At 68.5% G+C, this 26,443-nt stretch carries 25 protein-coding genes; 13 read left to right on the forward strand and 12 right to left on the reverse strand.

Features of this window, described 5'->3' with window-relative positions:
• The first annotated feature begins 124 nt into the window (after positions 1-124).
• Positions 125-913, forward strand: a complete 789-nt coding sequence (locus L0C25_RS06710) for an IclR family transcriptional regulator (protein ID WP_271635672.1) — start codon at positions 125-127, stop codon at positions 911-913.
• A gap of 94 nt (positions 914-1,007) precedes the next feature.
• On the opposite strand, the gene L0C25_RS06715 is transcribed toward L0C25_RS06710, so the two are convergent.
• The 6 genes from L0C25_RS06715 to L0C25_RS06740 all read right to left on the reverse strand — a co-directional run bounded on the left by L0C25_RS06715 (position 1,008) and on the right by L0C25_RS06740 (position 9,275).
• Complete coding sequence (locus tag L0C25_RS06715; RefSeq protein ID WP_271635673.1) at positions 1,008-1,988, reverse strand: hypothetical protein; 981 nt, start codon at positions 1,986-1,988, stop codon at positions 1,008-1,010.
• A 153-nt stretch (positions 1,989-2,141) separates the two neighbouring features.
• The gene (locus L0C25_RS06720) at positions 2,142-4,853 is read right to left on the reverse strand and encodes a sugar-binding protein (RefSeq protein WP_271635674.1); all 2,712 of its coding nucleotides are present in this window, start codon (positions 4,851-4,853) and stop codon (positions 2,142-2,144) included.
• A gap of 73 nt (positions 4,854-4,926) precedes the next feature.
• Entirely contained in the window at positions 4,927-5,736 is an 810-nt protein-coding gene (locus L0C25_RS06725; RefSeq protein WP_271635675.1) for a carbohydrate ABC transporter permease, read from the reverse strand.
• Positions 5,737-5,770: 34 nt separating this feature from the next.
• Positions 5,771-6,712: a carbohydrate ABC transporter permease gene (locus L0C25_RS06730; RefSeq protein ID WP_271635676.1), complete on the reverse strand. Its 942-nt coding sequence runs from the start codon at positions 6,710-6,712 to the stop codon at positions 5,771-5,773.
• An 8-nt stretch (positions 6,713-6,720) separates the two neighbouring features.
• Complete coding sequence (locus tag L0C25_RS06735) at positions 6,721-8,097, reverse strand: ABC transporter substrate-binding protein (RefSeq protein WP_271635677.1); 1,377 nt, start codon at positions 8,095-8,097, stop codon at positions 6,721-6,723.
• A 17-nt stretch (positions 8,098-8,114) separates the two neighbouring features.
• Positions 8,115-9,275, reverse strand: coding sequence for a carbohydrate kinase family protein (locus L0C25_RS06740; protein WP_271635678.1), 1,161 nt, complete (start codon positions 9,273-9,275; stop codon positions 8,115-8,117).
• A 174-nt stretch (positions 9,276-9,449) separates the two neighbouring features.
• On the opposite strand from L0C25_RS06740, the gene L0C25_RS06745 reads away from it, so the two are divergent.
• The 4 genes from L0C25_RS06745 to L0C25_RS06760 all read left to right on the forward strand — a co-directional run bounded on the left by L0C25_RS06745 (position 9,450) and on the right by L0C25_RS06760 (position 12,543).
• Positions 9,450-10,211 carry a DeoR/GlpR family DNA-binding transcription regulator gene (locus L0C25_RS06745; RefSeq protein ID WP_271635679.1) on the forward strand — a complete coding sequence of 254 codons (762 nt, stop codon included), beginning with the start codon at positions 9,450-9,452 and terminating at the stop codon, positions 10,209-10,211.
• A gap of 15 nt (positions 10,212-10,226) precedes the next feature.
• The gene (locus L0C25_RS06750) at positions 10,227-11,564 is read left to right on the forward strand and encodes a 6-phospho-beta-glucosidase (RefSeq protein ID WP_271635680.1); all 1,338 of its coding nucleotides are present in this window, start codon (positions 10,227-10,229) and stop codon (positions 11,562-11,564) included.
• Between the two features lie 172 nt (positions 11,565-11,736).
• The gene (locus L0C25_RS06755) at positions 11,737-11,898 is read left to right on the forward strand and encodes a hypothetical protein (protein WP_271635681.1); all 162 of its coding nucleotides are present in this window, start codon (positions 11,737-11,739) and stop codon (positions 11,896-11,898) included.
• Between the two features lie 48 nt (positions 11,899-11,946).
• Complete coding sequence (locus L0C25_RS06760; protein WP_271635682.1) at positions 11,947-12,543, forward strand: hypothetical protein; 597 nt, start codon at positions 11,947-11,949, stop codon at positions 12,541-12,543.
• A 6-nt stretch (positions 12,544-12,549) separates the two neighbouring features.
• Here the strand turns inward: L0C25_RS06760 and L0C25_RS06765 are convergent, their stop codons facing one another.
• The 3 genes from L0C25_RS06765 to L0C25_RS06775 all read right to left on the reverse strand — a co-directional run bounded on the left by L0C25_RS06765 (position 12,550) and on the right by L0C25_RS06775 (position 15,787).
• On the reverse strand, positions 12,550-13,677 hold the full coding sequence (locus tag L0C25_RS06765; RefSeq protein WP_271635683.1) for an XdhC family protein: 1,128 nt from the start codon (positions 13,675-13,677) through the stop codon (positions 12,550-12,552).
• A 90-nt stretch (positions 13,678-13,767) separates the two neighbouring features.
• Positions 13,768-14,868, reverse strand: coding sequence for a vWA domain-containing protein (locus tag L0C25_RS06770; protein ID WP_271635684.1), 1,101 nt, complete (start codon positions 14,866-14,868; stop codon positions 13,768-13,770).
• Positions 14,869-14,899: 31 nt separating this feature from the next.
• Complete coding sequence (locus L0C25_RS06775) at positions 14,900-15,787, reverse strand: AAA family ATPase (RefSeq protein ID WP_271635685.1); 888 nt, start codon at positions 15,785-15,787, stop codon at positions 14,900-14,902.
• A gap of 119 nt (positions 15,788-15,906) precedes the next feature.
• Between L0C25_RS06775 and L0C25_RS06780 the strand changes: the two genes are divergently transcribed.
• On the forward strand, positions 15,907-16,305 hold the full coding sequence (locus L0C25_RS06780; RefSeq protein WP_271635686.1) for an adenylyltransferase/cytidyltransferase family protein: 399 nt from the start codon (positions 15,907-15,909) through the stop codon (positions 16,303-16,305).
• Between the two features lie 8 nt (positions 16,306-16,313).
• On the opposite strand, the gene L0C25_RS06785 is transcribed toward L0C25_RS06780, so the two are convergent.
• Both L0C25_RS06785 and L0C25_RS06790 read right to left on the reverse strand, forming a co-directional pair.
• The gene (locus tag L0C25_RS06785) at positions 16,314-16,874 is read right to left on the reverse strand and encodes a nucleotidyltransferase family protein (RefSeq protein ID WP_271635687.1); all 561 of its coding nucleotides are present in this window, start codon (positions 16,872-16,874) and stop codon (positions 16,314-16,316) included.
• Positions 16,875-16,906: 32 nt separating this feature from the next.
• Entirely contained in the window at positions 16,907-17,992 is a 1,086-nt protein-coding gene (locus L0C25_RS06790) for a dipeptidase (protein WP_271635689.1), read from the reverse strand.
• A 183-nt stretch (positions 17,993-18,175) separates the two neighbouring features.
• On the opposite strand from L0C25_RS06790, the gene L0C25_RS06795 reads away from it, so the two are divergent.
• From L0C25_RS06795 to L0C25_RS06825, 7 genes are all read left to right on the forward strand, one after another.
• Entirely contained in the window at positions 18,176-18,865 is a 690-nt protein-coding gene (locus tag L0C25_RS06795) for a YqeB family protein (protein ID WP_271635690.1), read from the forward strand.
• A 35-nt stretch (positions 18,866-18,900) separates the two neighbouring features.
• On the forward strand, positions 18,901-20,163 hold the full coding sequence (locus L0C25_RS06800) for an ArgE/DapE family deacylase (protein ID WP_271635691.1): 1,263 nt from the start codon (positions 18,901-18,903) through the stop codon (positions 20,161-20,163).
• 4 nt (positions 20,164-20,167) lie between these two features.
• Positions 20,168-20,968, forward strand: a complete 801-nt coding sequence (locus tag L0C25_RS06805; protein ID WP_271635692.1) for an N-acetylmuramoyl-L-alanine amidase — start codon at positions 20,168-20,170, stop codon at positions 20,966-20,968.
• Between the two features lie 835 nt (positions 20,969-21,803).
• Positions 21,804-22,163, forward strand: a complete 360-nt coding sequence (locus tag L0C25_RS06810) for a hypothetical protein (RefSeq protein WP_271635693.1) — start codon at positions 21,804-21,806, stop codon at positions 22,161-22,163.
• Between the two features lie 34 nt (positions 22,164-22,197).
• A complete protein-coding gene (locus tag L0C25_RS06815) occupies positions 22,198-22,890 on the forward strand; it encodes an ABC transporter ATP-binding protein (RefSeq protein WP_271635694.1) in 693 nt (230 codons plus the stop codon).
• The gene (locus L0C25_RS06820; protein WP_271635695.1) at positions 22,887-24,860 is read left to right on the forward strand and encodes an FtsX-like permease family protein; all 1,974 of its coding nucleotides are present in this window, start codon (positions 22,887-22,889) and stop codon (positions 24,858-24,860) included. Before L0C25_RS06815 ends, L0C25_RS06820 begins: the two co-directional genes overlap by 4 nt.
• 38 nt (positions 24,861-24,898) lie before the next feature.
• Positions 24,899-25,030, forward strand: coding sequence for a hypothetical protein (locus L0C25_RS06825; RefSeq protein WP_271635696.1), 132 nt, complete (start codon positions 24,899-24,901; stop codon positions 25,028-25,030).
• A 48-nt stretch (positions 25,031-25,078) separates the two neighbouring features.
• Here L0C25_RS06825 and L0C25_RS06830 read toward each other — a convergent pair whose 3' ends face one another.
• Complete coding sequence (locus tag L0C25_RS06830) at positions 25,079-26,332, reverse strand: MFS transporter (protein WP_271635697.1); 1,254 nt, start codon at positions 26,330-26,332, stop codon at positions 25,079-25,081.
• Positions 26,333-26,443: the final 111 nt, after the last annotated feature.

Genomic DNA, 26,443 nt, shown 5'->3' on the forward strand with positions numbered 1-26,443 from the left:
CCCGCACCACCTCGCAGCCCGATGCGAGACAGCTCCTCGCGGAAGTTTGCCGACCGTACATATGTACGTATAGCGAACCTACTATGCGGCGATCACTCGTCAACGACAGAGATAGGGTGCGAGCGTGGTGGACGAGAAACGGCCGACGGAGTCGGTGCAGTCACTCGAGCGAGGGCTCTCGGTCATCCGCGCGTTCAGCGCGCGGAATCCGAGGATGACCCTGTCGCAGGTGGCGAAGGAGACCGGGCTGACCCGGGCGACGGCACGTCGTTTCCTGCACACCCTTGTCTCGCTGGGATACACCGCGACCGACGGCCGCGAGTTCTGGCTGCGGCCGCACGTACTCGAGCTCGGGTACGCCTACCTGTCGAGCATCTCGCTGCCCGAGCTGGCGACGCCGCATCTGCGGCTGCTCGTCGACAAGGTCGACGAGTCGTCGTCGGTGTCGGTGCTCGACGGCGCCGACGTCGTGTACGTCGCGCGGGTGCCGACCCGGCGGATCATGACCGTCTCGATCAGCGTGGGCACGCGCTTCCCCGCGTACGCGACGTCGATGGGGCGCGTCCTGCTCGCCGGCGCACCGCCCGAACGGGTCGACGAGCTGCTGGCCGACACCGAGTTCGAAGCGCTGACCCCGAAGACGATCACCACGATCGACAAGCTCGTCGCGGAACTCGACCGCGTACGCGAGCGCGGCTGGGCGATGGTCGACCAGGAGCTCGAGCTCGGGCTCCGCTCCATCGCCGCACCGATCCGAGACGCCGGCGGACGTACGGTCGCCGCGGTCAATGTATCGGCGAGCGCGACGGGCGGCACCGCCGCCGACGTACGCAAGCGACTGCTGCCCCCGCTGCTCGAGGCCGCCGCGCAGATCGAGAAGGACCTCCGCGCCGGCCCGCAAGCGCACGACTGACCCGCCGCCTGCCCTCCCCCTTCGCGAGTGGCGCAGATCCGTTGCTCAGGCAGCCTCAAAGCAACGGATCTGCGCCACTCGCACATTTCAGTCGCTAGCTATTGGTCGACCGGGGAGAGATGTCCCGGACGAAGCGGTGCATTCTCGCCGCGAGCCGATCCCTGCCACCGGGCGTCAGCGACGATCGGCGGTACTCGACGAGCCAGCCCTGTATGCGCCGCGGGTCGTGCCGTAGCCCGAGGGCCCCCTCGGCGTCGAGCAGGATGCGGCTCGCCTCCCGATGAATCTCCGATGCGGTGTACCCGAACCGCTCGAATCCGATCCGGATCAGCAGCTTCTCGCGACGAAGGTCGGCCCGGTGCTGCGGCCCGTCTCGGTGTACCGCACCGTCGTACTCGCTGAGCCGCCTGGTCGTACCGAGCCGTAGATCTGCGCGTGCGACGATCGTCCCGGCAGCGTCACGTATGCATGCCTGCGGCTCGACATCGGTGATGCCGGACAGCACATGGACGAGCCGAAGGATCGTCTCCCATGCCGACTCGCTCCGCCCATCCGCGAGCACCATCGCTCGCCGGAGCCGCTTGACGCCACGCCGACCCGGCACGACCGCCCGGTCGAGAGATGCCATCGTGCAGTCTCCGAGATGGAGCGCCGAGTCGATCGCGACAACGAGATCGATCAGGGACAGATCCTCGGCGAGCTCCAGTATCGTCCATTCGCTCGATGCGGTGGGGAGGTCCTCGAGCGCGTGCCGATGAGCGCTCGGGATCGCACATCGGCGGACGTACACCCCGCGTCGATCGTGGTGTGGCGAGCCGCCGTCGGTGCACGCGATCACCGGCCAGTCCCGCATCCCGGAGGGAAGCCACCAGCCGCGCAGTTGTGCCGACGTGACGTGGGTGAAGACCGCGTTGTCCGCGAGCGCCAGCCGGATCGCCGCACAGTGCTTGACCAGGCTGGCCGCGTCCTCCCGCGGCATCGAGACGCCGTCGGTCGGATGCCACCAACGCGGATGGCGAAGCTGCATCTGGGTCAGACCGCGTTCGGCGCGGTCACGATGTCGAATCGGCTGCATGGCCGGAATCGTCCTCGGAGGGCGGTCATCCGGCCAGCCCCGCGGATCGGAGTGTGGAAAACCCTGTTCTCAACCACGCGAGTGGCGCAAGTCCGTTGCTCAGATAGCTTAAAAGCAACGGATCTGCGCCACTCGCGGGTCAGGGTCAGTGGGTCAGCGGACCTTCACCGCCGTACTGGTCGTGCCACCGGCCTTGGCGTCGTACCCGAGCACTACGCGCACCGCGCCCTTGGCCTTCGGGATGCGGACCGTACGTACGCCGGGCTTGAGCGCCTTGCGTACCGACGCCACCGCCTGACCGTCGGCGTCGACGGCGAACAGATGCGCCTTACCTGCGCCCCTCACCTTGACTCGCGCGACCACGGCCTTGCCCGACCGCTTTGCATTCACCAACGTGGCCGACGTCGCCTTGCGTGCCTGCGGCCCGCCCGACAAGGCGACTCCGGTACGTGCCGCCTGCGCGATCGACTGCGGGGAGTCGAGGCTCTCCAGCGCGTCCAGCGGGATCACCGGATCCTGCGTCTCGACCTCCGGCGGTGTCCAGTCCGGCAGGTTCGCGATGCCCCAGCGGTACGGGTCACCCTGGACGCCACCCCAGGTCGACCAGCCGATTCGGGTCTGGCCGGTCTTGTCCTGGGTGTCGGAGTCGTAGATGAACATGTTCAGGCCCAAGTGCTCGGGGTCGACCGTCGACGGCAGCGCCGACGCCGGAATCTTCCCTTCGATCACATACCCCGTGAACGGCTCCTTCAACTTCGACGCGACCTCGATGTCCGGGTTGTCGATCGGGCCCTGCTGGTTGTCGGCGTCGCGCGCCGTGCAGGGTCCACCCTCCTCGGTCGTCGGCAGCACGAGCTGCTTGAACGTCGAGGAGGTGTTCTCCGAACGGCCGTCCGGGTCGATGGCGACCTCGAGCGAGTCCGTACGCCAGTGCCGCTTGCAGTCCGACTGCGCCAGCACGGTGCCGAGCTCGTCGTCCATGACGTCGACCGCGTAGTACAGGTCGTCACCGTTGCGGGTCACGTAGCCCGTCGCCGAGCAGTCGTCGGCGCTCTCGCACGCGTCGCCTTCCCACACCCGGCTCAGGTCGATCTCCGCGGTGTACTCGTCGGAACCGATCTCGCCGTCGACCTCGGGAGCCGCCGAGGACTCCTCGATCGTTGTCGCCGGTACGAGCTCCAACGCCGGCTCCGTCGTCGACGTGCCTGCATCGGAGGTCGTCTCGATCGAGTACGCGTAGTCGCCCGCTTCGCCTCCCTCGTTGGAGGTCGGCAGCGAGTCGTCGGTATTGGTCACCTCGAACTCGACGGTCGTCGACTCCCCCGCCGCGAGGTCGGAGTACGACTTGCTCGCCGCGTCCGCCTCGAAGCCATCGGGCAGGTCGATGGAGACCTCGCCCGACTGCGCCCCGTCGCTGCTGTTGTGCAGGTCGACGCCGATCGTACGAGAGCCGCCGCTTGGCAGTGTCTGCACCGGCTTCACGGTGCCCTTGAGCTGCGGTACGCCGGTCGTGTCGGCCCACTCGTGGAAGGTCTCGACCCGCGGCAGCAGGTCCTGTGTACCCGTCACCGCCGGAGCGACCTCGAACTGCTGGTTGGTGTACCCGCGCTGGCCGCCCTTGACCGAGACGTTCGCCGAGACCAGCGCACGCTCGTTCGTCGCGGCATCGGCTGCCGCGGTCACCGTGACCGTACGCTGCTTGGTCTGACCCTTCTTGAGGTCGCCGAACGTGACCTTCTTCTTGGCCTTCCAGCCGTCGGGCAAGCGTACGTTAGCCGCGGCATTCTTGAGCGCCGTCTTCGCCGGAGCGGTCAGGCTGATCCGTACGTCGGACGACCCGCCCGGCGTGACCTCGAACTGCTCGGTCGACATGTCGAGCTGGGTTCCGAGCGGCAGGCCACCGTGCTCCTGCAGCACCGCACCTTCGAGCATCGTCGCCGACGACGCGGCTTCGGCCGTCAGATCGCCACGTACGAAGGGAACTCGCGAGTCGACCTGGTACATGAAGTCGCAGCCGAGCTTCGCCGGGTCGGGATCGACATCGGGGAACCCGGCCCAACCCTGCGATGCGTACTCGCGCTGTGACTCGCGCTCGATCTGCGCATAGGTCTTGTCCTGCGTCGCGGATCGGCGCCCGCTCCACACGCCGTAGATGTCGTCGGCCGGGTTGTCGGGCTGCAGCGTCGTCGCGCAGTTCGCTCCTGGCGACGAGCCGGTGCCCCTTGCACCGCTGGAGAACAGTTTCTTCGGCGCGTACGGCTCGAGCCCCTCCTTGCGGATCTGCCCCGGGAAACGCGACGGGTCCCCGGCCGCGTAGTAGGCCTCCGCGGCGAGCAGCGACGCTTCCTGGTGGCCACCATGGTTGCCGGGACTCGGCGCGGTGTCCATCGTCATGATGATGTCGGGCGTCGTCTCCCGGATGACCCGCACTACCTTGCCGAGCGAGTCGTTGTGGCCCCACGTCTCGCGGTGCAGCGGCTCGCTCACCGAGTAGTAGAAGTCGACCTTGTCGAGGTTGTACACGTCGGTGACGCCCGAATGCCCGACCGCGCGGCGCTCCTCGGCCTCGCGGATCAGGCCGAGCGCGGGACCCTCCTCGGGACCGACCGCGTTGCCGCCGCCCTCGCCACGAGTGACGGTCACGACGCCGGTCTTCACGCCGAAGCGTTCGCGCCACTCGCCGAACATCGACAACCGGCCGGACTCGTCATCGGGGTGCGCGCCGACGAACAGCACGTCCAGGTCACCTGGGTTGTCGGGCGGCGCTACGTGCCGCTGCGAGTCGGCCGTCGCCGGCGGGGCCGCGAGCGTCCCCGCAACGAGCAACGCGCCGACGACCGCTGTGGCCTTTCCTCTCAGTCTCATCGAAACCTTCTCCTCCTGTGTCGTGGCAGGCATCTGGATACTGCGGTTCCCGAGGCGCGGCAGTCGCAATGGGCTAGCCCTTCACCGACCCTTCGACCATGCCGCGGATGAAGTGCCGTTGGGCGAAGATGTAGAAGACGATGACCGGGAGCGCGACGAGCACCGCGCCGGCCGCGAGCAGCGCCGTGCCGGACGTGTACTGGCCTTGGAACGTCGCCAGCCCCAGCGGCGCCGTCCGCATCGACTCCTCGGTCGGCACCATGACGAGCGGGAGCAGGAACTCGTTCCAGGTCCACATGAAGACCAGCACCATCATCGTGATGATCGCCGGCCGACCCATGGGCACCAGGATCGACCAGAAGATCCGGAAGTGACCCGCGCCGTCGAGCCGTGCGGCCTCGACCACCTCGGCCTGCGAGCTGCGGAAGTACGCGCGCATCCAGAACGTCCCGAACGCAAGCGACTGTGCCACCTGCGGAAAGATCAACGCGGGATAGGAGTTCAGCAGGTCGAGCTCCTGGAAGCCGAAGTAGAGCGGGATCACGATCGCCTCGCTCGGCACCATCAGCCCGAGGAGCAGGAGGTAGAACAACACGCTCGAGCCGCGGAACCGCATCGTGCCGAACGCGTACCCGGCAAGGCAGGCAAGCAACGTACTGAGAATGACCACGCTCACGGTCACGATCACGCTGGTCTTCAGGTACGTACCGAAGTTGCCGCGGTCCCATGCGGTGGCGAAGTTGCCGAAGTCGACGCCGCTCGCGCCGATGCTCTCGGGCTGGATCGCGGTGAAGAGGATCACCAGCATCGGGTAGAGCGCGAACGCCGCAGCAAGGATCAGCACCGCGTACGTGATCGTGCGCTCGATGGACGAGTTGTTCACAGTGCCGACCTCGCGCTCGTTGCTCGCTCGCCGCTCATGCATCCCCCGCGGTCTCGGACAGCCGGTTGATCAGCATCGTCGCCAACAGGATCAGCACCATCAGCACGAGCGCGATCGTCACGCCCGTGCCGACCTCGCCCTTCTGCATCGCGCGGTCGTACACCTCGTACGCCGGGACCGTCGACGCATAGCCGGGGCCACCACTGGTCATGACGTACACGAGGTCGAAGGTACGAAGGGCCGCCACCAGGGTCAGCGTGAGCGCGACGGCCATCTCGCCGCGCACGGCAGGCATGCTCACCGCACGGAACTCGCGGAAGAACCCGGCGCCGTCGAGTCGCGCCGACTCGTACAGCTCACGCGGAACCTTCGAAAGTCCGGCGAGGAACAGCACCGTGCAGAGTCCGGTGCCGACCCAGATGCCGACCACGCCGATGGACGCCAGGGCGAAGTTCTCGTCTCCGAGCCAGCCCCGGGCGAAGCTGTCGAGCCCGATCGCCCGCAGGGCGTCGTTCAGAGAACCGTCGGGTTCGTAGATCTTGCGCCACGCAACGGCGACGACCGTCAGCGCGACCACCTGCGGCAGGAACAGCACCGTGCGGAAGAAGCCGAGCCCGCGCAGCCGCGCACGCGTCATGAGGCCGGCGATCAGCATGCCAAGTGCCACGGGAATGAAGCTGAAGAACACCACCAGCACGCCGGCGTGCAGGAACGGCGCCCGGAGCTCGGAGTCCGTCAGTACGTCGACGTAGTTGCCGAGCCCCACCCACGTACTGGCGCTCAGACCGTCCCACTCGAAGAAGGACAGCCAGACCGCGTACACGAGCGGTGCCGCCATGAACAGTGCGAAGACGATCAGGGCGGGTGCGACGTAGAGGTACGCGACGCGGCGTGGCTCTCCGGGAGGGCCGGCCTGCCGGCGGCCCTCCCGGAGAGGTTTGCGGGCGGCGGGTGCCACCGTGCTGGTGTCAGGCAAGGGTGTCCCTACCCACCGCTGTTCTCGGACACGAACCCGCTGTAGTCCTCCTCGAGCGCCGCGAGGAAGTCATCGGGCGATTCGTCACCGGCGGTCAGCTTCTGGACGTTCCCGGTGAGGGTGTCGTAGAAGTCTGGCGTCGCGTAGTCGAGGTACGGGACCAGCGCGTCGTCGGAGTTGACCTGGTTCCAGGCGTCGAAGACCTCGGCGCGTACGCCCGAGACGTTGGCCTGGTCGGAGTCGACGACGGGGAGCTGCCCGGCATCGGCCATCATCTTCATCGCGTCCTCGTTGGTGATGAAGTCGATGTACGCCGCAGCGACGTCGGCGTTGTCACTCGCATCGGTGACGGCGTACGGGAGTCCGGTGCCGCCGGTGACGGTCTGCTCACCCGACGGGCCGACGGGCGGCAGCATGAACCCGAGGTCGTCTCCGAGCGCGGGCACGAGGTCTTCGGCGAGCATCCAGGTGCCCTGGACCAGGAACACGCCCTTGCCCTTGGCGAAGTTCTGCCACGCCGGATCGGACCCGAGCCCGTTGAAGTCGTCGCTGAAGTAGCCCTTGTCGGCCCAGTCGGCGAGCGTCTGCGCCGTCTCCACGTTCTCGTCGCTCTCCCACGAGCCACCCTCGCGGCCGAAGCCGAGAGTGCGGATATCGTCACGCGGGACGAACTGGTTCTGGACGAACCCGAACATGTGGATCCCCGGCCACGCATCGAGGTCGCCGTACTGGATCGGCACCTCGCCCGCGTCCTTGGCCGCCTGCAGCACCTTCTCGAACTCCTCGGTGGTCTTCGGCGGGTCGACCTTGAGCTTCGCCAGCTTCGCCTTGTTGTACCAGAGGCCGACCATCTCGCCGAGCTGCGGAACGCCGTAGAGGTTGCCCTCTCCGAACGTCGACCCGTCGTCGGTGTACGACGCGAGCGCCCGCACGCTGTCGGGGAACCGGTCCGCCCAGCCGTACGCCTCGGCGTACCCGTCGAGCGACTGCAGCAGACCCGCCTTGACGAACTGGCCCATGTCGGAGCGGCCGTTGTTGGCCTGCACGACGTCCGGCGGCTCGTCGTTGGTGATCGCGAGCCGGAGCGTCTTGCGCAGGTCGGCGAACGACTTCGAGACACGCTCGATCTTGACGTTCGGGTACTTCTGCTCGAACGCGGTGTTGAGCTGGTCCATGACCTTGCTCTGCTCGCCGCGTACCTCTTGGTCCCACACGGTCAGGGTGACGTCGCCGACGCCCGAGATGTCGGTGTTGACGTCCTCCTTCTTGGTCTCCGTGCCGGAGCCGCCGTCGTCTCCGGGTGCGCACGCGGCGGCCGTCGCCAACGCGAGCACGACGCCTCCCGTCGCGATGACGCGCCCGATCTGGCGCCGTGTACCGCTCATTGCTGTCTCCTTCATCCTCACTTGCCCCCTACGTCATGCCCGCCGTGCCGCTGGATGCCGGACGGCCGGGGGCCGTGGCGACCGTGCTCCTCGGTGCTGTAATGAAACCCGACCGTCGGCACGGCACGTTCGAAGACCCGGTGCTCGACGGTCGCGAGTACGTCCTCGAGGAAACCGTAGTCGCGCGCGAGCCGCGGCCGGTCCTTCGCCTCGGTCCACCAGTCGCACACGTCTCCCCAGCCGGGCGAGGCGAGCGCCCCGCCGAAGTCGCGTACCGACAGCGCGGCACACAGGTTCGCGAAACGAAGGCGCTGCGTCAGCGACCAGCCGGCGAGCGTCGCGTGCATCAGCGATGCCAGGAAGACGTCTCCGGCACCGGTCGGATCGAGCGCCTTGACGCTCAGGCCCGGCACCCAGGCGGTCTCACCCGTTGTCGCGTCCGCGGCGAACGCGCCGCCGCTGCCTGCCGTGACGACCGCGAGCGGCACCCAGTCGCGCATCGCCTCGAGCGCGGCACCCGGGGTGTCGGTGCCGGTGAACGACATCGCCTCGTCGGCGTTCGGCACGAACGCGTGACATCCGTCGAGCCGTCGACGCAGGGAGTCGTGGTCCCAGGCCCCGCTCTCGTCCCAGCCGAGGTCGGCGAACACCAGGGTGCCGTCGGCGATCACCGTGTCGACCCAGGCCGGCCGGTCGCCGCCCATGTCGGCGAAGCAGGCGCGCGTACGCGGGGGCGAGCCAACGATGTCGTCGGGTGGGATGGGCGGCGGATGAGCGTGGGTGACCATCGCGCGGTCGTCGTCGTACGCGAGGGAGACCGTTACCGGCGAGTGCCAGTCGTCGAACCGCTTGGAGCAGCTGAGGTCGACGCCCTCGGGCCCGGCGAGGGTCGACCAGCAGAAGTCGCCGTACTGGTCTGCCCCGAACGCCGACGTCAGCGACGTACGCAGGCCGAGTCTGGATGCGGCGACGGCGAGGTTCGCGGCGCCGCCGGGACTCGAGCCCATGCCGGTCGACATGATCTCCTGGCCGCCGACCGGTGCCGAGCGCAGGCCGGTGAAGATGATGTCGAGAAACACCGTGCCCGAGACGAACACGTCGAACGGCGCCTCGGCGTCGTCGGGGCCGGTGCCGCTCTCGTCGGGGCGCGGCGCCGTCGCGGCGTGGGATTCGGTCACGTGCAACCTCCTGCGAGCAGTCTCATCGATCTGCACATGTTTGCGCAAGTACGTAGGTTGATGAAAATTTCTGCGCGTTCTTTCGGTGATCCTGCCGTAGGTGCCGGCGGAATGTGCGCGATTCGGCCCAACTGGACGTGGCCGTGCACGTTTATGACTGATAATGTTCGACCCATGCTGGCGCAACAGCGATACGAGCGCATCCTCGAGCGGCTCCGCACCGACGGGCCGGTCGAGGTCGGCACCCTCGCGCGCCAGCTGCACGTCAGCGAGGCGACGGTCCGACGCGACCTGCGCCGGCTCGAAGACCGCGAGCTCGTCACCCGCCTGCACGGTGGCGCGTCGCTGCCGACCGCGCAGGAGCCTCCGTTCGCGCATGTCGCGACGAGCCACGTGCCCGACAAGGACGCCGTCGCGCGGGAGGCTGCCGGGCTTGTCAACGACGGCGACGTGCTGCTGCTCGACATCGGTACGACCACGCACCGGCTGGCGGCCGCGCTGCGCGGACGTACGGTCACGATCATCACGTCGAGCCTGGCGGTGTACGAGGAGCTCGCCGGCGACTCGTCGGTCGAGCTGATCCTGCTCGGCGGTGTGGTGCGGCGCAACTACCGGTCGATGGTGGGGTTTCTGACCGAGCAGGCGTTGCGGCAGGTTCGCGCCGGAGCCCTGTTCCTCGGCACCAGCGGCGTACGCCCCGACGGCACCGTCCTCGACACGACGGTCGTCGAGGTGCCCGTCAAGCAGGCGATGATCGCCGCGGCCGAGCGGGTCGTGCTGCTCGCCGACGGCAGCAAGTTCCCCGGCGGCGGCCTGGCCCGGGTGTGCGGCGCCGCCGAGGTTGACGACCTCGTCTCGACCGAGGACGCCGACCCCGACACGCTCACGACCTTCAGCGATTCCGGCACCGTCGTGCATCTGGCACCTACGTCCTGACCCAGAAGGAGCTCCATGAAACTGACCGTGCTCGGCGGCGGAGGATTCCGCGTGCCGCTCGTCTACCGAGCGCTGCTCGGCGACGACAGCGCCGTCACCGACCTCGTGCTGTACGACGTCGACCGCGCCCGGCTCGACGCGATCGCGGCGGTGCTCCAGCAGGTGCAGCGCGCGGACGGGCGGCCGGGACCGAACGTCTCGCTGTCGACCGACCTCGCCGAGGCCGTCGGCGGGGCCGACTTCGTGTTCTCCGCGATCCGAGTCGGGGGGCTAGTCGGACGAGTGTGCGACGAGCGGATCGCCTTGGCGAACGGCGTTCTCGGGCAGGAGACCACCGGCGCCGGCGGAGTCTGCTACGGACTCCGTACGGTGCCGGTGGCTCTCGAGGTCGCGGAGACGGTGGCCGAGCACGCGCCCGGCGCGTACGTCATCAACTTCACCAACCCGGCGGGCATGGTCACCGAGGCGATGTCGCGGGTGCTCGGCGACCGGGTGATCGGCATCTGCGACTCGCCCGTCGGGATGTTCAAGCGGGTCGCTCGAGCCCTCGACATCGGGTTCGGCGACGCGACGTTCGAGTACGCCGGGCTCAACCACCTCGGCTGGTTGCGTCGGGTGGTCGTCGACGGCGAGGACCGACTGCCCGGTCTGCTGGCCGATCGAGACCGGCTCATCGGCATCGAGGAGGGTCGGTTGTTCGGGCCCGAGTGGCTCGAGACGCTCGGTGCAGTGCCGAACGAGTACCTCTGGTACTGGTACTACAACGCCGACGCGATCGCCGCGATCGAGGCGGCGGAGCAGACTCGCGGCGAGTACCTCGTCGCACAGCAGGCCGGCTTCTATGCGTCGCTCGGCGACACTGACCCGTTTGGCGCGTGGGACCGCACGCGGCGCGCCCGTGAGGAGTCGTACATGGCCGACAGCCGCGACTCGTCCGGTGCCGGTGAGCGCGACGAGGAGGACCTCGACGGCGGGGGGTACGACAAGGTCGCGCTCGATCTGATGCACGCGATCGCGCACAACCGGCCCGCGCGGCTCGTGCTCAACGTCGCGAACTCCGGCACCCTCCCCGGACTCGACTCCGAGGCGGTCGTCGAGGTGCCGTGTGTCGTCGACTCGGCCGGGCCGCGGCCGTTGCCCGCCGAGCCGCTGGCCGCGTACCAGCAGGGCGTCGTCACGTCGGTGAAGGACGTCGAGCGTACGACGATCGAGGCCGCCTCAGCGGGTTCGATGCGCCTGGCAGTACGCGCGCTCGCGCTGCATCCGCTTGTCGACTCGGTGACGCGTGCGCGGTCGATCCTGGATGAGCAGGTAGCGCAGGTTCCCGCGCTGGCGCGCGTACTCCGGACCTGATCGCTTCGGAGTTCGCGACGGATATCTCCCCGCTGTCGGTCGGTGGCAGCGAGATGGCAGCGATATGTCGGCGCCACAGCGCACGATCGGTCGGGTCGGCCAAGCGGTCGACAACGGATCGAACAGGGAGATGACATCGATGCGATCACGACTCGCATATGCCGGAGTAGCCGTGGCGTCAGCCGTTGCCGCGGTTGCGTTCACCTCGCAGGCGGCTTCGGCGTCGGCCACGACAGGCTCGCCCGACGACGAGCACGACTGGGGCGTCATCGGGGCGTCCAGCGAGCACGACTGGACCGTCACCGGCGCCACCGGCGAGCACGAGTGGACCTGACCGACGCCCGATCCGGGTGACACCGCACCAACGACCTCTGGGGGCAGCGTGAGAAAGACAGTCAGGGCCATCACCATCTCGACGGCGCTCTTCGGCGGGCTGTTCGGCGTGTCCGCGGCCGCAGACGATGCCAAAGTCGTCGTACAACGCGACCGTACGGGCGACGTACGCACGAAGTCGCCGACGAAGGCGGAGGAACACTCACCGCGCTTCGTCAAGCAGTCGGTCGACCTGAAGCGCGTTCGCTACCAGGTCGACCGGGCCGCGCCCGTACCGAAGATCCGCGTCACATACGAGGCACGCAACGTGCTTCGCGCCGACGTCGTCCGCAATCAGGAGTTCCGGACCCACCTCGCCGATGAGGATCGATACTCGTTCGCGTGGTTCCATTCCAAGGACCACGGACCCGTCGAGGTCTGGCAGTACGACCGTGGCGGGCTGTTCGAGGTCAAGTGCCCACGTGCCCGGGTGAAATTGCTGCCCGGCCCTCGCAAGAACCGAGTCGTACAAGTCGTCCCGGTTCGCTGCCTGGTCGCGACCGACGGCGCGTACCTCCGCTCGAGCGCACGCGTGCTGCCGTTCGACCCGAAGCGGTTCGTCTCCAGCGACAACGCGCCCGAGACCGGCCTGGTCAAGCTGCGCTGATTCCGCTCAGTCGTGGTGGATGCGGCCGCCGAGCTCGCTCAATCGCTCGCCGCGGCCGCCCCACCGCGACGCGATGATCTCGGCGGCGATCGACACCGCGGTCTCCTCGGGCGTACGCGCGCCGAGGTCGAGCCCCACCGGGCTCGACAGCCGCGACAGCTCCTCGTCGCTCAGGCCGGCCTCGCGCAGGCGTACGAGCCGGTCGTCGTGGGTACGCCGCGATCCCATCGCGCCGATGAACGACGGCCGGTGCGGAGGCTCCATCCGCAGGGCGACCTCGAGCAGCGGTACGTCGAACTTGGGGTCGTGGGTGAGCACCGCGAGGACCGTACGCTCGTCGACCGCGTCGGCCTCGATCTGCTGCTTGAGATAGCGATGCGGCCAGTCGACGACGACCTCGTCGGCGTGCGCGAAACGTTGGGACGTCGCGAACACCGGCCGTGCGTCGCAGACCGTCACGTGGTAGCCGAGGAACGAACCCTGCCGCGCGACCGCGGCCGCGAAGTCGATGGCACCGAACACCAGCATCCGGGGCTTCGGGGCGAACGACGCAGCGAACACGCGCATGCCCTCGCCGCGACGCTGGCCCTCCGGACCGTAGGTGATCATCGCGCTGCTTCCGGCCGCCAGCAGCCCGCGTACGTCGTCGGCGACCGCGTGGTCGGCGCGCTCCAGGCCGAGCGTGCCGCCGGTCGAGTCCGGCCGTACGATCAGCCGCCGACCGACCCAGTCGGAGTCTGGGTGCTCGACGACGGTCGCGACCGCGACCGGCCGCCCGGCACCGATGTCGTCGGCGACGGCGCCGAGCTTGGGGAACGTCTGCTGCGAAACGGGTTCGACGAACACGTCGAGGATGCCGCCACAGGTGAGTCCGACCTCGAACGCGTCGTCGTCGCTGACGCCGTAGCGCTGCAGCACCGGCTCGGCCTTCTCGACGACCTCTTGCGACAGGTCGTACACCGCACCCTCGACGCAGCCGCCGGATACCGATCCGACCGCTCTGCCGTCGGGGAGGACGAGCATCGAGGCGCCCGCGGGCCGCGGCGCCGACCGGAAGGTCTGAACCACGGTGCCCATGCCGATCGTCCCGCCGTCGCGCCAGGCGGCCAGGAGTTCGGGGAGTACGTCACGCACGCTTCTAGCCTGCCACGTTCTTCCCGACGCGCCCCCTGGGCCGCACGATTCGGCCGCTGAATCGGCGAAAACGGGGCCGGAACGTGCGGCTCACGGGGCGGGAGCGGCGACGACGGCCAGCAGCTCGCCGAACGTACGCATCGAGTGGCCCGCGACGAGCGCGTCGACGTACGGAAGCACCGCCGCAATGCCGCCCTGCACCGGCTCGTACCCGACCTTGCCGCGGTGCGGGTTGGCCCAGACGAGCCGGTACGTGAGGCGCGACAGCCGCTCGACCTGCTGGCCCAGCAGCACCGGGTCGCCGCGCTCCCAGCCGTCACTGCACACGACAACGACGGCACTGCGCGCCATGCCCCGCTGGCCCCACCGGTCGACGAACGCCCGGAGTACCTCACCGAGGCGCGTGCCACCGGACCAGTCCGGCACCACGCTCCCCGCGGTGGTGAGCGCCAGCTCCGGATCGCGCAGGCGTAGGGCCGGCGTGACCCTGGTCAGCCGGGTGCCGAGCGTGAACACCTCGGTCGTACGGGGCGCCGCCGTCACGGCACGATGCGCGAGGCGGAGCAGGCTGTCGGCGTACGGCTCCATCGATCCGGACACGTCGATCAGCCAGACGGTACGCCGCTCTCGTACGCGCCGACGCCGGTAACGGAGCGGCCCCGGCTCGCCCGCCCTGCGCAGCTGATCGCGCACCGTGCGGGCAGGATCGATCTCCCCGCGCCGGCTGTGCCGTCGTCGCGGACTGCGCCGGGTCGGCGGATGCGGCTCCAGCCGGGCGAACATCCGGTTGAGCAGGGTTCGCTCGGCCGGCGGCAGATCGGCGACATCGCGGTTGCGCAGTACCTCCTCGGCGCTGGCGACGACCGAGAGGTTGTGCGAATCGCCGTCACCCTCGGCGTCGGCCGACGACAGGTCTGCCTGCGGCACCGAACGCGACTCCGTGCGCCGCTTGTCGCGCAGGGTCGGCGGCTCGGCGCTGAACCACGTCTCGAACGTCGCGTCGTACGCCGCGAAGTCGTCGGGCGTCGAGCACAGCGTCGCGCGCCCTGCCCAGTACGACGCCGCGCGGTCGTCGGCCCCGGCGCGCGAGACCGCCTCGAGGTAGGTCTGGGTGCGGTCGGGCGTGACGGAGACCCCGGCCGCCGCGACCGCGCGCGCGAAGCCGGCGAAGACCTCGTCGGCGTCGCTCATGTGTTCAACGACCACGGCGTCGCCGGGGAGTTCATGTGCGTAGCAACCGATCGAGCGACTCTCGTACCCGGTCGATGTCCTCGCGGTACTTGCAGACCGCGCCGATCGTCGCCGCGGCCGTCTCGAGGTCGAGTTCCTGACGACCGAGCTGGCGCAGTGCCCGTGCCCAGTCGAGTGTCTCGGCGACGCCGGGCGGCTTCAGCATCTCGTCGGTCGCACGCAGCTGCTGCACCGCGGTCGCGACCTGCTCGGCGAGCAGCTTGGGTACGTCGGGGATGCGCGCGCGTACGATCTCGATCTCGCGGGCCAGCCCGGGATGGTCGATCCAGTGGTAGAGGCAGCGCCGCTTGAGCGCGTCGTGCAGCTCGCGGGTGCGGTTGGACGTGAGCACCACGATCGGTGGTTCCGCGGCGCGTACCGTGCCGAGCTCGGGGATCGTCACCTGGTTGGTCGACAGCACCTCGAGCAGGAACGCCTCGAACTCGTCGTCGGCGCGATCGATCTCGTCGATCAGCAGGATCGCCGGGCTCTCCTGCAGCGCCCTCAGGATCGGCCGGGCGAGCAGGAACCGGTCGTCGAACAGCGACTGCTCGACCGCGGCAGCGTCGAGGTCACCGCGCGAGGTCGCCTCGACCGTACGCAGGTGCAGGATCTGGCGGGTGAAGTCCCAGTCGTACAACGCCTGGGTGGCGTCGATGCCCTCGTAGCACTGCAGTCGTACGAGCGGCAGCGCGAGTGCCTCGGCGAGTGCCTCGGCGAGCGCGGTCTTGCCCGTACCCGGCTCGCCCTCCAGCAGGATCGGACGCTGCATGGAGAGAGCGAGGTACGTGACGGTCGCGAGCCCCTCGTCTGGCAGGTAATCGACCGAGCGGAGCCGCTCCGCGAGCGTACCGGGGGAAGAGGGCAAATGATCCGACACATCCCCACCCTAATCCCCGTCCGAAACCGCCCTACGGGCGACGGGGAGACCCGCGTTCAGGTACCGTTCACCGTTGACCTGGCCGAATTTCGTTCGACCGACGACGCGAGGAGACAACAGTGGCCGACCGTACGGTCATCACGTTTGGCACCTACGACGTGTTTCACGTCGGCCACGTACGGCTACTCGAGCGCGCGCGAGCGCTCGGCGACCGGCTGGTCGTCGGAGTGTCGTCGGACGCGCTGAACATCAGCAAGAAGGGTCGCCCGCCGGTGTACTCCCAGGACGAGCGGATGGAAATCGTCGCCAGCCTGCGCGCCGTCGACGACGTGTTCGTCGAGGAGAGCCTCGAGCTCAAGCGCGAGTACATCGTCGAGCACAAGGCCGACATCCTCACGATGGGCGACGACTGGAAGGGCCGCTTCGACGAGATGGCCGACATCTGCGAGGTCGTCTACTTCCCGCGCACGCCGTCGGTCTCGACCACGGCGCTGATCGAGCACATCGCCAACCGCTGAGAGCCCTCTCAGCGGGAGTCGATGTCGATGCCGGTCGCGAGGTCGGAGCAGTCGATGGCCGCCACCTCGCGTCCGGCCAGGTAGTCGCGCGCGCCGCGGTCGCCCACCGCCGCGGCGATCGCACCATGCCAGTGGTCGCGACCGATCAGCACCGGGTGGCCCGGACGCCCGTCGTCGTACGCCGCCCGCGCGAGCCCGTCGTGCACGGCGACCCGGACGAGCCGCCCGACGACGTCCGCCCCGACGTCCGGGAGGTCGACGAGGTGGACGACCACTGCGTCCGCCCGCGACCCGGTCGCGAGCGCACTGAGCCCTACCCGCAGCGACGCACCCATCCCCTCCGCCCAGGACGACGCGAACACCGTACGCACCGGCTCGTCGTGCAACACCCGACGTACGCGCTGGGCCGCCGCACCGACGACCACGACGACCTCGTCGCACCCGCCGTCGCGTAAGACCTGCGCCGACGACACCGCCCACGGCACACCGTCGGCGCCCTCGACGAGGGCTTTCGGCCCGCCCATCCGAGTGCCTGCTCCGGCAGCGAGCAACAATCCGGCAACGCTCATCTTCCGCGTCCTATCCGCCCCCGATGGGGTGGTCAGTCGGGTACGGCCGCGCGTAGCACGCGGAGGACATTTCCATGCGCCAGCAGCGCGAGCTCCGATTCGGACCAGCCTCGTTCGGCCAGCCTGGCAAGAAGATTGGGGTAGCAGCCGACGTCCTCGAGGCCGCGAGTGAGGAACGTCGTGCCGTCGAAGTCACCGCCGAGTCCGACGTGCTCGACGCCGGCGACCTCGCGTACGTGCTCGATGTGCGCGACGACGTCGTCGAGTGTCGACGTGGGCGGCGGATCGGTCTTGGCCCGAGCCACCATGACCGGGTCGAGATCGGCGAAGCTGCGCGGGTCGAGTCCCCGCTCCGCTGCGATCTCAAGGCACTCCTGGTACCACCTCGCGGCACCCGGGCTGGTGAACATCGGCACGAACGTCAGCATGCAGACACCGCCGTTCGACGGGAGCTCCGCCAACACGTCGTCGGGCACGTTACGCGTGACGTCGCAGACCGTACGGGCGTTGGAGTGGCTGAAGACCACCGGCGACGACGTGACCTCGAGGGCGTCCCGCATGACGTCGGCGCTCACGTGGGAGAGGTCGACGAGCATGCCGATGCGGTTCATCTCGCGTACGACCTCGCGGCCGAAGTCGTTGAGCCCGCCGAGCACTGCAGCGTCGGTCGCGGAGTCGGCCCACGGCACATTGTCATTGTGCGTGAGGGTCATGTACCGCACCCCGAGCGCGTGCATCGCCCGCAGCGTGCCCAGCGACTCGTTGATGCTGTGCCCGCCCTCCATGCCGAGGAGCGAGGCGATCCGGCCGTCGGCCATCGCCGCCTCAACCTCACCGGCGGTCCGCGCGAGTACGAGGTCGTCGTAGCGCTCGATCATCCGGCGTACGAAGTCGACCTGCTCGAGTGTCGCGGTCACGGCGGCGTCACCTGCGAGCTGCGACGGTACGAAGACCGACCAGAACTGCGCACCGACGCCACCCTTGCGGAGACGCGGCAGGTCGGTGTGGAGCTCCGGTCGCGGCAGCGCGATGTCGCCGCGATCGAGGTCGTACGCGTACAGGTCGCGATGCGCCCACGGCAGATCGTTGTGACCGTCGAAGATCTCAGGGCGAGGCATACCCCGATCGTTACACAGCGTCACTACGGTGCGCTCGCCGGACGTCCGAGTACTGGTGGTTGCGGCCGTATACCAAAGTCACGGCGGTTTAGACCAAACGCCGTACCACCGAGGCGTACACCCGGCGATCATTTGAGTACGAGGTCCGCGGCGGACGGCCGCATCGACGAGGGAGTCCCAGGCATGACCGCGCGCAACCGCCACGACGAAACATCGGTCGGCTGCTCCGTCGGGTCGCGCGTCACGCTCGCCGTCGGCGCCCCCGTACTCGCGGTGCTGCTCGCCTGGGTCGTCCCTGCGGCCGCCGACTGGATCCACGGCCGTCCCCGGTTCGCAGAGTCGAGCACGGTGCAGCGGATCGCGGCCGCGCACGACGGAACGACGCAGGCCATCGTGCTGACCGCGGCATTGATGTGTGGCGCGGCATTGGCGGCGTACGCGATCCGCACCGCGCTGACGATCCACGTCGGTCACGACACCGTCACCCTGTCGCGCGGGCGCCGAGTCGAGTCGTACCCGCGCGACCTGATCGACGCCGTCTTCGTCGAGGACGGCCGACTCGTCCTGTTGGACACTCGTACGCGGGTCCTCGCCGACGCCCGGCTCACCGGCCACGTCGACGCCCTGCCCGACGCGTTTCGCATCCACCACTACCCGTGGAACGACCACGACCCGTACGCAGACGAGTTGCAGCGATGGATCGCCGACGGCCCCGAGATCGGGCACGCGGACCACGAGGTGTTCCGCGCCCGCGCGCAAGCGCTCGCATCCGACGACCGAGCGACCGCCCGCCGGCTCCGCCGGGAGCTCGACGGGCTCGGCTACATCGTGCGCGACGAAGGCAACCGACAGTACTGGCGCCGGATGCATTGACGACGCCGTGGCCCGCCGTCGTGCACACTGGTGGCATGAACGACGCCGAAGCCAAGGTGCTCGCGCAGATCGACGAGGACCAGATCGCCGCCGACCTCGCGGCGCTCGTGAGCATCCCCAGCGTCGACGGCAGCGATGCCGAGCACGAGGTCCAGGCGTGGTGCGCCCAGCGCCTCGGCGAGCTCGGCCTCGACGTAGACCACTGGCGCATCGAGCTCGCCGACCTGCGACAGGATCCCGAGTTCCCGGGCATGGAGGTCGAGCGCGAGGAGGCGTGGGGCTGCGTGGGTACGTGGCAGGGCGCCGAGCCCGACGAGTGGCCCGCGCTCATCCTGAACGGCCATGTCGATGTCGTACCACCTGGTGACCTCGAGCTGTGGCCGAACCACGACCCGTTCACGTTGCGGCTGGTCGACGGCGAGTGGTGGGGGCGCGGGGCCAACGACATGAAGGGCGGGGTCGCCGCGATCCTCGGCGCCGTCGCCGCGCTCAAGCGTGCAGGCGTGCGCCCGCGGCGGTCGCTCGCGGTGCACACCGTCGTCGGCGAGGAGGACGGTGGTCTCGGCACGTACGCCACGCTGCTGCGCGGCCACACCGGCGACACCTGCGTGATCGCCGAGCCGACCAACCACGACATCGTGTCGGCCAACGCCGGATCGCTGACGTTCCGCATCATCATCCAGGGCCAGTCGACGCACGGCTCGCGGCGTACGACGGGTGTGAGCGCGATCGAGAAGTTCGAGGTGGTGCACGCCGCCCTCCGCGAGCTCGAACTCGACCGCAACGAGGAGATCGAGTCGCGCTTCGCGCATCTCGATCTCGGCTGGCCGATCTCCGTCGGCATCATCAGCGCGGGCGATTGGGCGAGCACCGTACCCGACCGCTGCACGATCGAGGGGCGCTACGGCGTGATGCCGGGCGAGTCGGTCGTCGACGCGAAGGCGGCGTTCTTCTCCGCCGTGATGGCCGCCTGCATGAACGATCCGTGGCTTCGCGAGCACCCGGTCGAGCTGACCTGGCCGGGCGGGCTCTTCGCACCCGGCCAGCTCATCGACGGACACCCGCTGCTCGAGCAGGTGCAGCGCGCCGCCGTCGACGCGGGTGCGGCTCTGCCCAAGGCGATCGGCGGCCCGTACGGCTCGGACCTGCGGCAGTACGCCGCGGTCGGTGTCCCCACCCTTCAGTACGGGCCTGGCGACGCCAGGTACGCGCACTCGATCGACGAGCGGGTCGCGGTCGACGACGTCCTGCACTGCGCCAAGACCTACGCGCTGATGGCGCTGCGCGAGTGTGGGTGACGGAATGCGTACTCTCTCGGTCCTCGGCTGCGCGTTCGTACTCGCGATCGGCGCGTGCGGCTCCCCCGGCGACGACACGGAGCCGGTGAGCGACTCGTCGGCACAGCTCTCCGCCGACTCTGCCGATGCCGCGGCCCGCAAGCCGCTCCGCGGCAAGCGAATTGTGCTCGACCCCGGCCACCAGCTCGGCAATGCGCGGTTCCCCGACAAGATCAACCGCCCGGTTCCCGCCGGGGGCTTCAAGAAGCCGTGCAACACCACGGGCACCTCCACGAACGGCGGGTACGCCGAGGCGACGTTCACCTGGCGGGTGAGCAGGCTGCTGGCGCACAAGCTGCGCCGGCTCGGCGCGAAGGTGCGGCTCACCCGGCACTCGAACCGGCTCGACCGCTGGGGTCCGTGCGTGAACGTACGCGGTCGCGCCGGCAACAAATGGAGGGCGCAGCTGAAGGTCAGCGTGCATGCCGACGGAGCGTCCGCGAGCGGCCGGGGGTTCCACGTGATCGCGCCGACCCGACGCAAGCCGTGGACGGCAGACATCTACCGTCCGTCGAAGCGACTCGCCAAGGCGACCAGGCACGGCCTGCACAAGCGGCACTTCCCCGTATCGAACTACGCCGGCTCGCACGGGCTCGACTTCCGCAGCGATCTCGGCACCCTCAACCTGTCGGACGTGCCGACGGTCATGGTCGAGCTCGGCAACATGCGCAACCGCCGCGATGCGCGCACCATGACGAGCGGCAAGGGCCGCCACCGGTACGCCCGCGCCCTGCTCACCGGCGTACGCACGTACCTCCACCGCTGATCCGGCGCTCGTCCGGAAACGCACCAGCCGCTCGGTTGCGAATGGCATCGGCTCGTTGGCTCATGTCAAGATGCCCACGTGCGGGTTTTCGTTGCCTCATTTGATGTTGCTCGCGTAGCGGCCGCTGGCTTTCGCTGGCAGTTTGGTCAGTGGGTGCTTGGTTTGACGAGCTTCAAGGAGTGGGAGGTCGAGCAGGTCGCGGTGGATCTGGGTCGGGGTTCAGGGTCTTGTGCTGCCACTGGGCTAGACGGTATCGAGTAGCCGGCGATCGATCGTGGCCGCACTCATCCCGCACAGCATCGCCGCGGTGTCGTCGTCGACATCGAATTCGCCGAACGCCCGCGGCCGCGGCCGCGCCACGATCTCGGGCAGAGACGGAGCGAGTCGCTTGTCCGCCGCCGGGCGTCCATGACCGCCCGCCCCTGCGCAACGCGGCCATCACCTGTTCGTCGTATTTCGGGGCCCGAGCCCGACGCGTCGTGCGCACCGGCCGCGGTCCCAGCGCATGCCGCAGCGCCTTGCGGGCATGATCGCGATGCCATCGCGTGGTCGCGCACAGCTCGTCGAGAATCCGCACCTTCTGCGTCTTCGTCGCCGACCGATACCTGGTCGCACCCGCGGGTGACCGCTCTACGCTGGCCGTCGTCAGTCCCATGTCCGTGGCTGTCCCGACCGGCCCCCACCACGATAGGCGCTGTCAGGCGGGCACTTCTTCATGAGGCAACGAATCGCTTACTCGGGCATCTTTGATGAGTCAACGCGGTCTGTTGACATTCCCCCCCCCCTCTTCCTTCTATGGTTCGACGCATCGCATTCGACAATGAGGGGGCGTCCCATGAGAGGGATCACGATCGCAATCGCCGCTGGCGTCTTCGCCGTAGCGATGTCGCTCGCGCCGACGGCGCTCGCCGGTGACAGTATCAGCTGGGTATGGAACAGCTCCGACGCCGACGCAAAGGCGAAGTTCAAGGCATATGGCGACCACATCATATTGTGCAAGGTCGGCCATGGCCACATGAAAGTGAATTACAAGACCAGGCGCGCCGAGGGCACTCACCATCACGATGGCGACCAACATACCTGCAAGGACTTCAACCACAACTTCCGCGAAGGCATGGACGTCGATATTCAGGTGTGCCAGGTGAAGCGGTTCTATCCCGACGATTGCAGCGACTGGCACGACGGCGAGGCATGATCGCCCAACCTGCACCCGCATCTACTATCCTCGTATGAACTACGCCGTTGACGTACGCGATGTCCGAGTTTGCATCGCCAGTCGGCCGGTCCTCGACGGAGTCGAGCTCCGGGTAGCTAGTGGTGAGGTCGTCGCGATCGAGGGGGCCAGCGGTGCCGGGAAATCCACGCTGCTCCACACGGTAGCTGGCCTCATTCGACCTTCCTCTGGGTCAGTCGAGATCGCCGGACGGCGGATCGACAAGCTGAATGACCGTCGTCGTAGCGCGCTGCGTCTCCGAATGATCGGGTCGGTATTCCAATTCGGCGAGTTGTTGCCCGAGTTCAACGTGATCGAGAACGTCGAGTTGCCACTGCGGCTTCTCGGTCATGGCCGCACGCATTCGCGCGCTCGAGCCAAGGAGCTTCTCGAAGAGGTTGGGATCGACGACCTCGCCGAACGCGGGCTTTCCGAAGTCTCTGGTGGGCAGATGCAACGTGCCGCGATCGCCCGTGCTCTGGCGCATGAGCCGCACGTGCTCCTTGCCGACGAACCCACGGGGTCTCTCGATGAAGACGCGGCCGAAACCGTCCTGAAGTTGCTGATCGACGCCTCACATCGGCACGGTGCCGGACTGATCGTGGTGACGCACCATCACGACGTAGCACGTCAGTGCGACCGAACGCTCCAACTTGTCCACGGCACACTCAAGGGCCGGACGGATGCAAACGAGGCCGTCGTCACGTGATCGCCCGCGAGCTCGTACTCGGTGCCCGACTCGCCACACTGTCAGGCTATACCGCGCGGATGCGCGGCCTTCTACTCGCAATCACAGTCGCAATCGTCACGTTCGTCGCACTCTGTGCTATTGCCGCACCCGGCCTCAGTTCGGCGCAGGCGGAACGGTTGGCTGCACGAAGTCCTGTCCTCGCATTCGCCGACGAACGGGCTGCGTTTCAGGTCGAAGCAGAGGTCGACTCCGACCTGGGCCGATGGAACGGGCACGACATCAGCGGCCTGTACGTTCACGGGCCGCGGAACGCACCAACGCCTCCAGGCATCGACGAACTGCCGCGTCCGGGGACGATGTACGCTTCGCCGAAACTTCGCGAGCTGATCGAGTCAGACAACGTCGTGGCGGCTCTATTCCACGGATACCGCATTGTTGGCGTCGTCTCCGACGAAGGACTTGTCTCGCCGAACGAGGCGATGGCCGTGGTCGGCGTTGAGCGCGATGTCGATGACCTGGATTCTGCTCAAGGCTTCGGAATCTCCGGCACCAGTTTGCTCGACGATCCGACGACTCAGCGGCTCAACCTTGTTGTTGCCGCCATCGTCCTCCTGCTCATCGCAATTCCGGCGAGCGCGCTCATCGTCATCGCCGCCAGGATGTCGAGCGCGGAACGCTCCGCGCGTGCAACGGCTCTCCATCTAATTGGGATGCCGTGGCGACGGATCCGGGTCGTTCTTGCCTTCGAAACCCTTCTCCTCGCTACTCCATCGGCCAGTGTTGGCGTCGCAGCGTTCTGGTTTGCCCGTGCACGGGTCACGTCCATTCCCGGCACCGACATCGGCTTCTTCGGCGGGGACATCGACCTCGCGCTGCCGTTGCAGCTTCTCACCGCAGTCGCGGTGATTGTCCTCACCACCGTGGTCGCGGCATCAGCGAGCTACCCGACCGCGCGTAGCGTGCGAGCGGCCAACACCTCGGTTCGCACCCGGCGCACGCCTCTTGTTCTCGCCGGGATCGGTCCGATCCTCATCCTGACCGCTGCATTCCTTCCTGGGCTCGCGGATCCGATTCCCGCCGTAGCGCTGTACGCGGGCGTAGCGGCACTCGCAATCGGGGTACCGCTCTCCGGCCAGGTGATCGTGGCAACCGTCGCACGCTCAGTTGCCCGGTTGACGAAGTCTGCTGCGTCGATACTCGGGCTGAGAATCTCTGTCAACGCCCCGGGCTCGGCAGTTCGGATCGCGTCTGTCGTTGCCGGAGTGATCGTGATGCTCGGATTCGTTGGTCCGTTTCTGACCATCCTCAACGGCTCCGACGGTGCCAGGGCCGCGGAGCTGACCACCAAAGGTCGAAGCGTCCCGGTCAAAGTCTTCCAGCCGGACGAGCGACTCGATTCAGTTGACTTCTCGGTCTGGGACGGTGTCACCGATGTCGAACGGGTCAGGAACGGCCGCGGCGAGACACAATGGCTTCGACTCACTGCACAGGGTGACCACGCCAAGGAAACCCAAGCTCGGATCGCCGGGCTGGACACGTCCGCCGACCCGCGGTTCGGCGGCGACCTGCAATGGGTCGATCCCGACGACGCGCTGTACACCGTCCAAACGACAATCATCGGCGTCGGCTCCGGTCTTTGCGTGATTCTCGCGACGTTCGCCCTGACGATGGGCGCGCTAGGCGATGCAAGGTCGAGGCGAGCGCGTGTACGCGGTTTGAAGCTCGTTGGCGGATCCCAGCTCGACACCCTCCGAGCACATGTTGCCTCGACGGGTCTGCCGATCGCGGTCCTCGGCGTCACCGCCACCTTCGCGGCGACCATCACCTGGCGTGCACTCCTTCATCTCGACGATCGCGCCGTCGCAACCTGGTGGTTCTACTCGGGCCTCGCGGTCGGATCGGTGCTCGTTGGTCTCGTTATCAGCGCCGTCACTGCTCCCACCATGAGCTCGGCGCTGAAGTCGGACGAGTTATCGCCACATGCGTAAAGTCCCGGCGCAGGGACGCGCACAGTAGGCTGGACCACATGTTGTGGATCCTGTTGATCATCGCCGCGGTCGTCGTCGCGTACGTCTTCCGCGTGCAGATCCTTTCGAAGGTGCTCGGCCAGTCGGAGGATCGCGTACGCCGCTCGCTCGAGCGCCGCAAACGAGACTGACCGCCTAGCGCCGCGTCCGCGTTTCGGCGACCAGGCGCGGGTCCTGCCTCACGAGGACCCACCCGACGTCGCCGAGGCGGGTACACGCCGGCGCTGCTGCTCGACGCGCAGGGGACGCCCCGCGGCGAGCGCGAGTGCCGTCGCAACGACACCGGCGCCGACCGTGACGGCGTACGCGGGCGTGTGCCCGCCCCAGTCGGCGAGACGCCCACCGAGGCTCGATCCGATCGCATAGCCCAGCCCGGTCGCACCGGCGAGCACGGTCATGACCGCACCGAGGCGCCGCTGCGGGGTGATCCGCTCGGCCATCGTGAACACGCAGATCATGTACGGTCCGACGGCGCAGCCCAGCACCAGCAGCGTGATCGCGGCGGTGCCGAGGGTGTCGACGAACAGCAGCGGCAGCGACAGCACCAGCAGCGCGCACGCGAACACTCGCAGCCGCTGCTCGTACCCGAACGACTCGGGCAGGACCACGATGGCCAAGGCGAGCGTCACGCTCCCCACGCCGAGGAGTGCGTGCATGATGCCCGTCAGGCCGGGCATTCCGGCGGAGGTGGCGAGCACCGACGACCCGGTCTGCACCGATCCGAAGACGGTGCCGACGGTGAGCTGCATGATCGCCAGCACGATGATGATCGAGCTGACCGGCGTGTGCGCGGTGTCGAGCGTCGCCGACGTGTCGCGCCGGGTGAGCTCGGCGCTGCGGTGCAGCGCGAACCACGAGCCGAACACCGCGAGTAGCACTCCCGCGAACACCAGCGCCGCGGCCGGGCTGGCGACCGCGATCGCTCCGCCGACGATCGCCGGGCCGAGCACGAAGGACGCCTCGTCGGCGGCACCCTCGTACGAGAACGCGGTGTCGACGAGACGGCGCTGATGGGCTGCTCCGGCATCGGCGGCCATCGGCCGCCAACGTACGCGGGCGAGCGGGCCGACCTGCGGAAGGGCGATCCCTGCGACCCCGGCGACGACCGCGAGCAACGGCCAGGTGGCATCGGTCTGCGCCAGGCCGACGAGCGCGAACAGGGCGACCCCACCGGCGAGCGACTGCCCGAGCACGACGACACGCTGGCCGGCCCGGTCGGCGAGCGCTCCCCACAGCGGACCGGCAACGGCGTTCGCGACGGCGAGTACGCCGGCGCACGCCCCTCCCGCGCCATAGCTCCCGGTCGCTTCGGACACCAGGACGAGCGTGCCGATCTGGCTCATCGCGAGCGGCAGCCGGCCGAGAAAGGCAACGAGCACGTAGAGGGGGCCGGCGACCTCGAGGAGGCGCCGGTAAGCGCGGAGCGAAGACACGAATTATCCGAACGTGCGATGCGGCGGGCCAGTGGGCCCGGGGCGAACGGCTTACACAACGCCTCGCCACCATCAGGTTACGCCATCGTGCGCGATGCAACCGAATCGGCG

Origin of the sequence: Solicola gregarius (genome assembly GCF_025790165.1) — a bacterium.
Taxonomy (GTDB): Bacteria; Actinomycetota; Actinomycetes; order Propionibacteriales; family Nocardioidaceae; genus Solicola; species Solicola gregarius.

Bases quoted from the DNA above. Each gene is read 5' to 3' on its own strand.
- L0C25_RS06715 (WP_271635673.1), bottom strand. From the start codon at position 1,988: ATGCAGCCGATTCGACATCGTGACCGCGCCGAACGCGGTCTGACCCAG.
- L0C25_RS06720 (WP_271635674.1), bottom strand. From the start codon at position 4,853: ATGAGACTGAGAGGAAAGGCCACAGCGGTCGTCGGCGCGTTGCTCGTT.
- L0C25_RS06735 (WP_271635677.1), bottom strand. From the start codon at position 8,097: ATGAGCGGTACACGGCGCCAGATCGGGCGCGTCATCGCGACGGGAGGC.
- L0C25_RS06745 (WP_271635679.1), top strand. From the start codon at position 9,450: ATGCTGGCGCAACAGCGATACGAGCGCATCCTCGAGCGGCTCCGCACC.
- L0C25_RS06750 (WP_271635680.1), top strand. From the start codon at position 10,227: ATGAAACTGACCGTGCTCGGCGGCGGAGGATTCCGCGTGCCGCTCGTC.
- L0C25_RS06770 (WP_271635684.1), bottom strand. From the start codon at position 14,868: ATGAGCGACGCCGACGAGGTCTTCGCCGGCTTCGCGCGCGCGGTCGCG.
- L0C25_RS06785 (WP_271635687.1), bottom strand. From the start codon at position 16,874: ATGAGCGTTGCCGGATTGTTGCTCGCTGCCGGAGCAGGCACTCGGATG.
- L0C25_RS06790 (WP_271635689.1), bottom strand. From the start codon at position 17,992: ATGCCTCGCCCTGAGATCTTCGACGGTCACAACGATCTGCCGTGGGCG.
- L0C25_RS06795 (WP_271635690.1), top strand. From the start codon at position 18,176: ATGACCGCGCGCAACCGCCACGACGAAACATCGGTCGGCTGCTCCGTC.
- L0C25_RS06800 (WP_271635691.1), top strand. From the start codon at position 18,901: ATGAACGACGCCGAAGCCAAGGTGCTCGCGCAGATCGACGAGGACCAG.
- L0C25_RS06805 (WP_271635692.1), top strand. From the start codon at position 20,168: ATGCGTACTCTCTCGGTCCTCGGCTGCGCGTTCGTACTCGCGATCGGC.
- L0C25_RS06810 (WP_271635693.1), top strand. From the start codon at position 21,804: ATGAGAGGGATCACGATCGCAATCGCCGCTGGCGTCTTCGCCGTAGCG.
- L0C25_RS06815 (WP_271635694.1), top strand. From the start codon at position 22,198: ATGAACTACGCCGTTGACGTACGCGATGTCCGAGTTTGCATCGCCAGT.
- L0C25_RS06825 (WP_271635696.1), top strand. From the start codon at position 24,899: ATGTTGTGGATCCTGTTGATCATCGCCGCGGTCGTCGTCGCGTACGTC.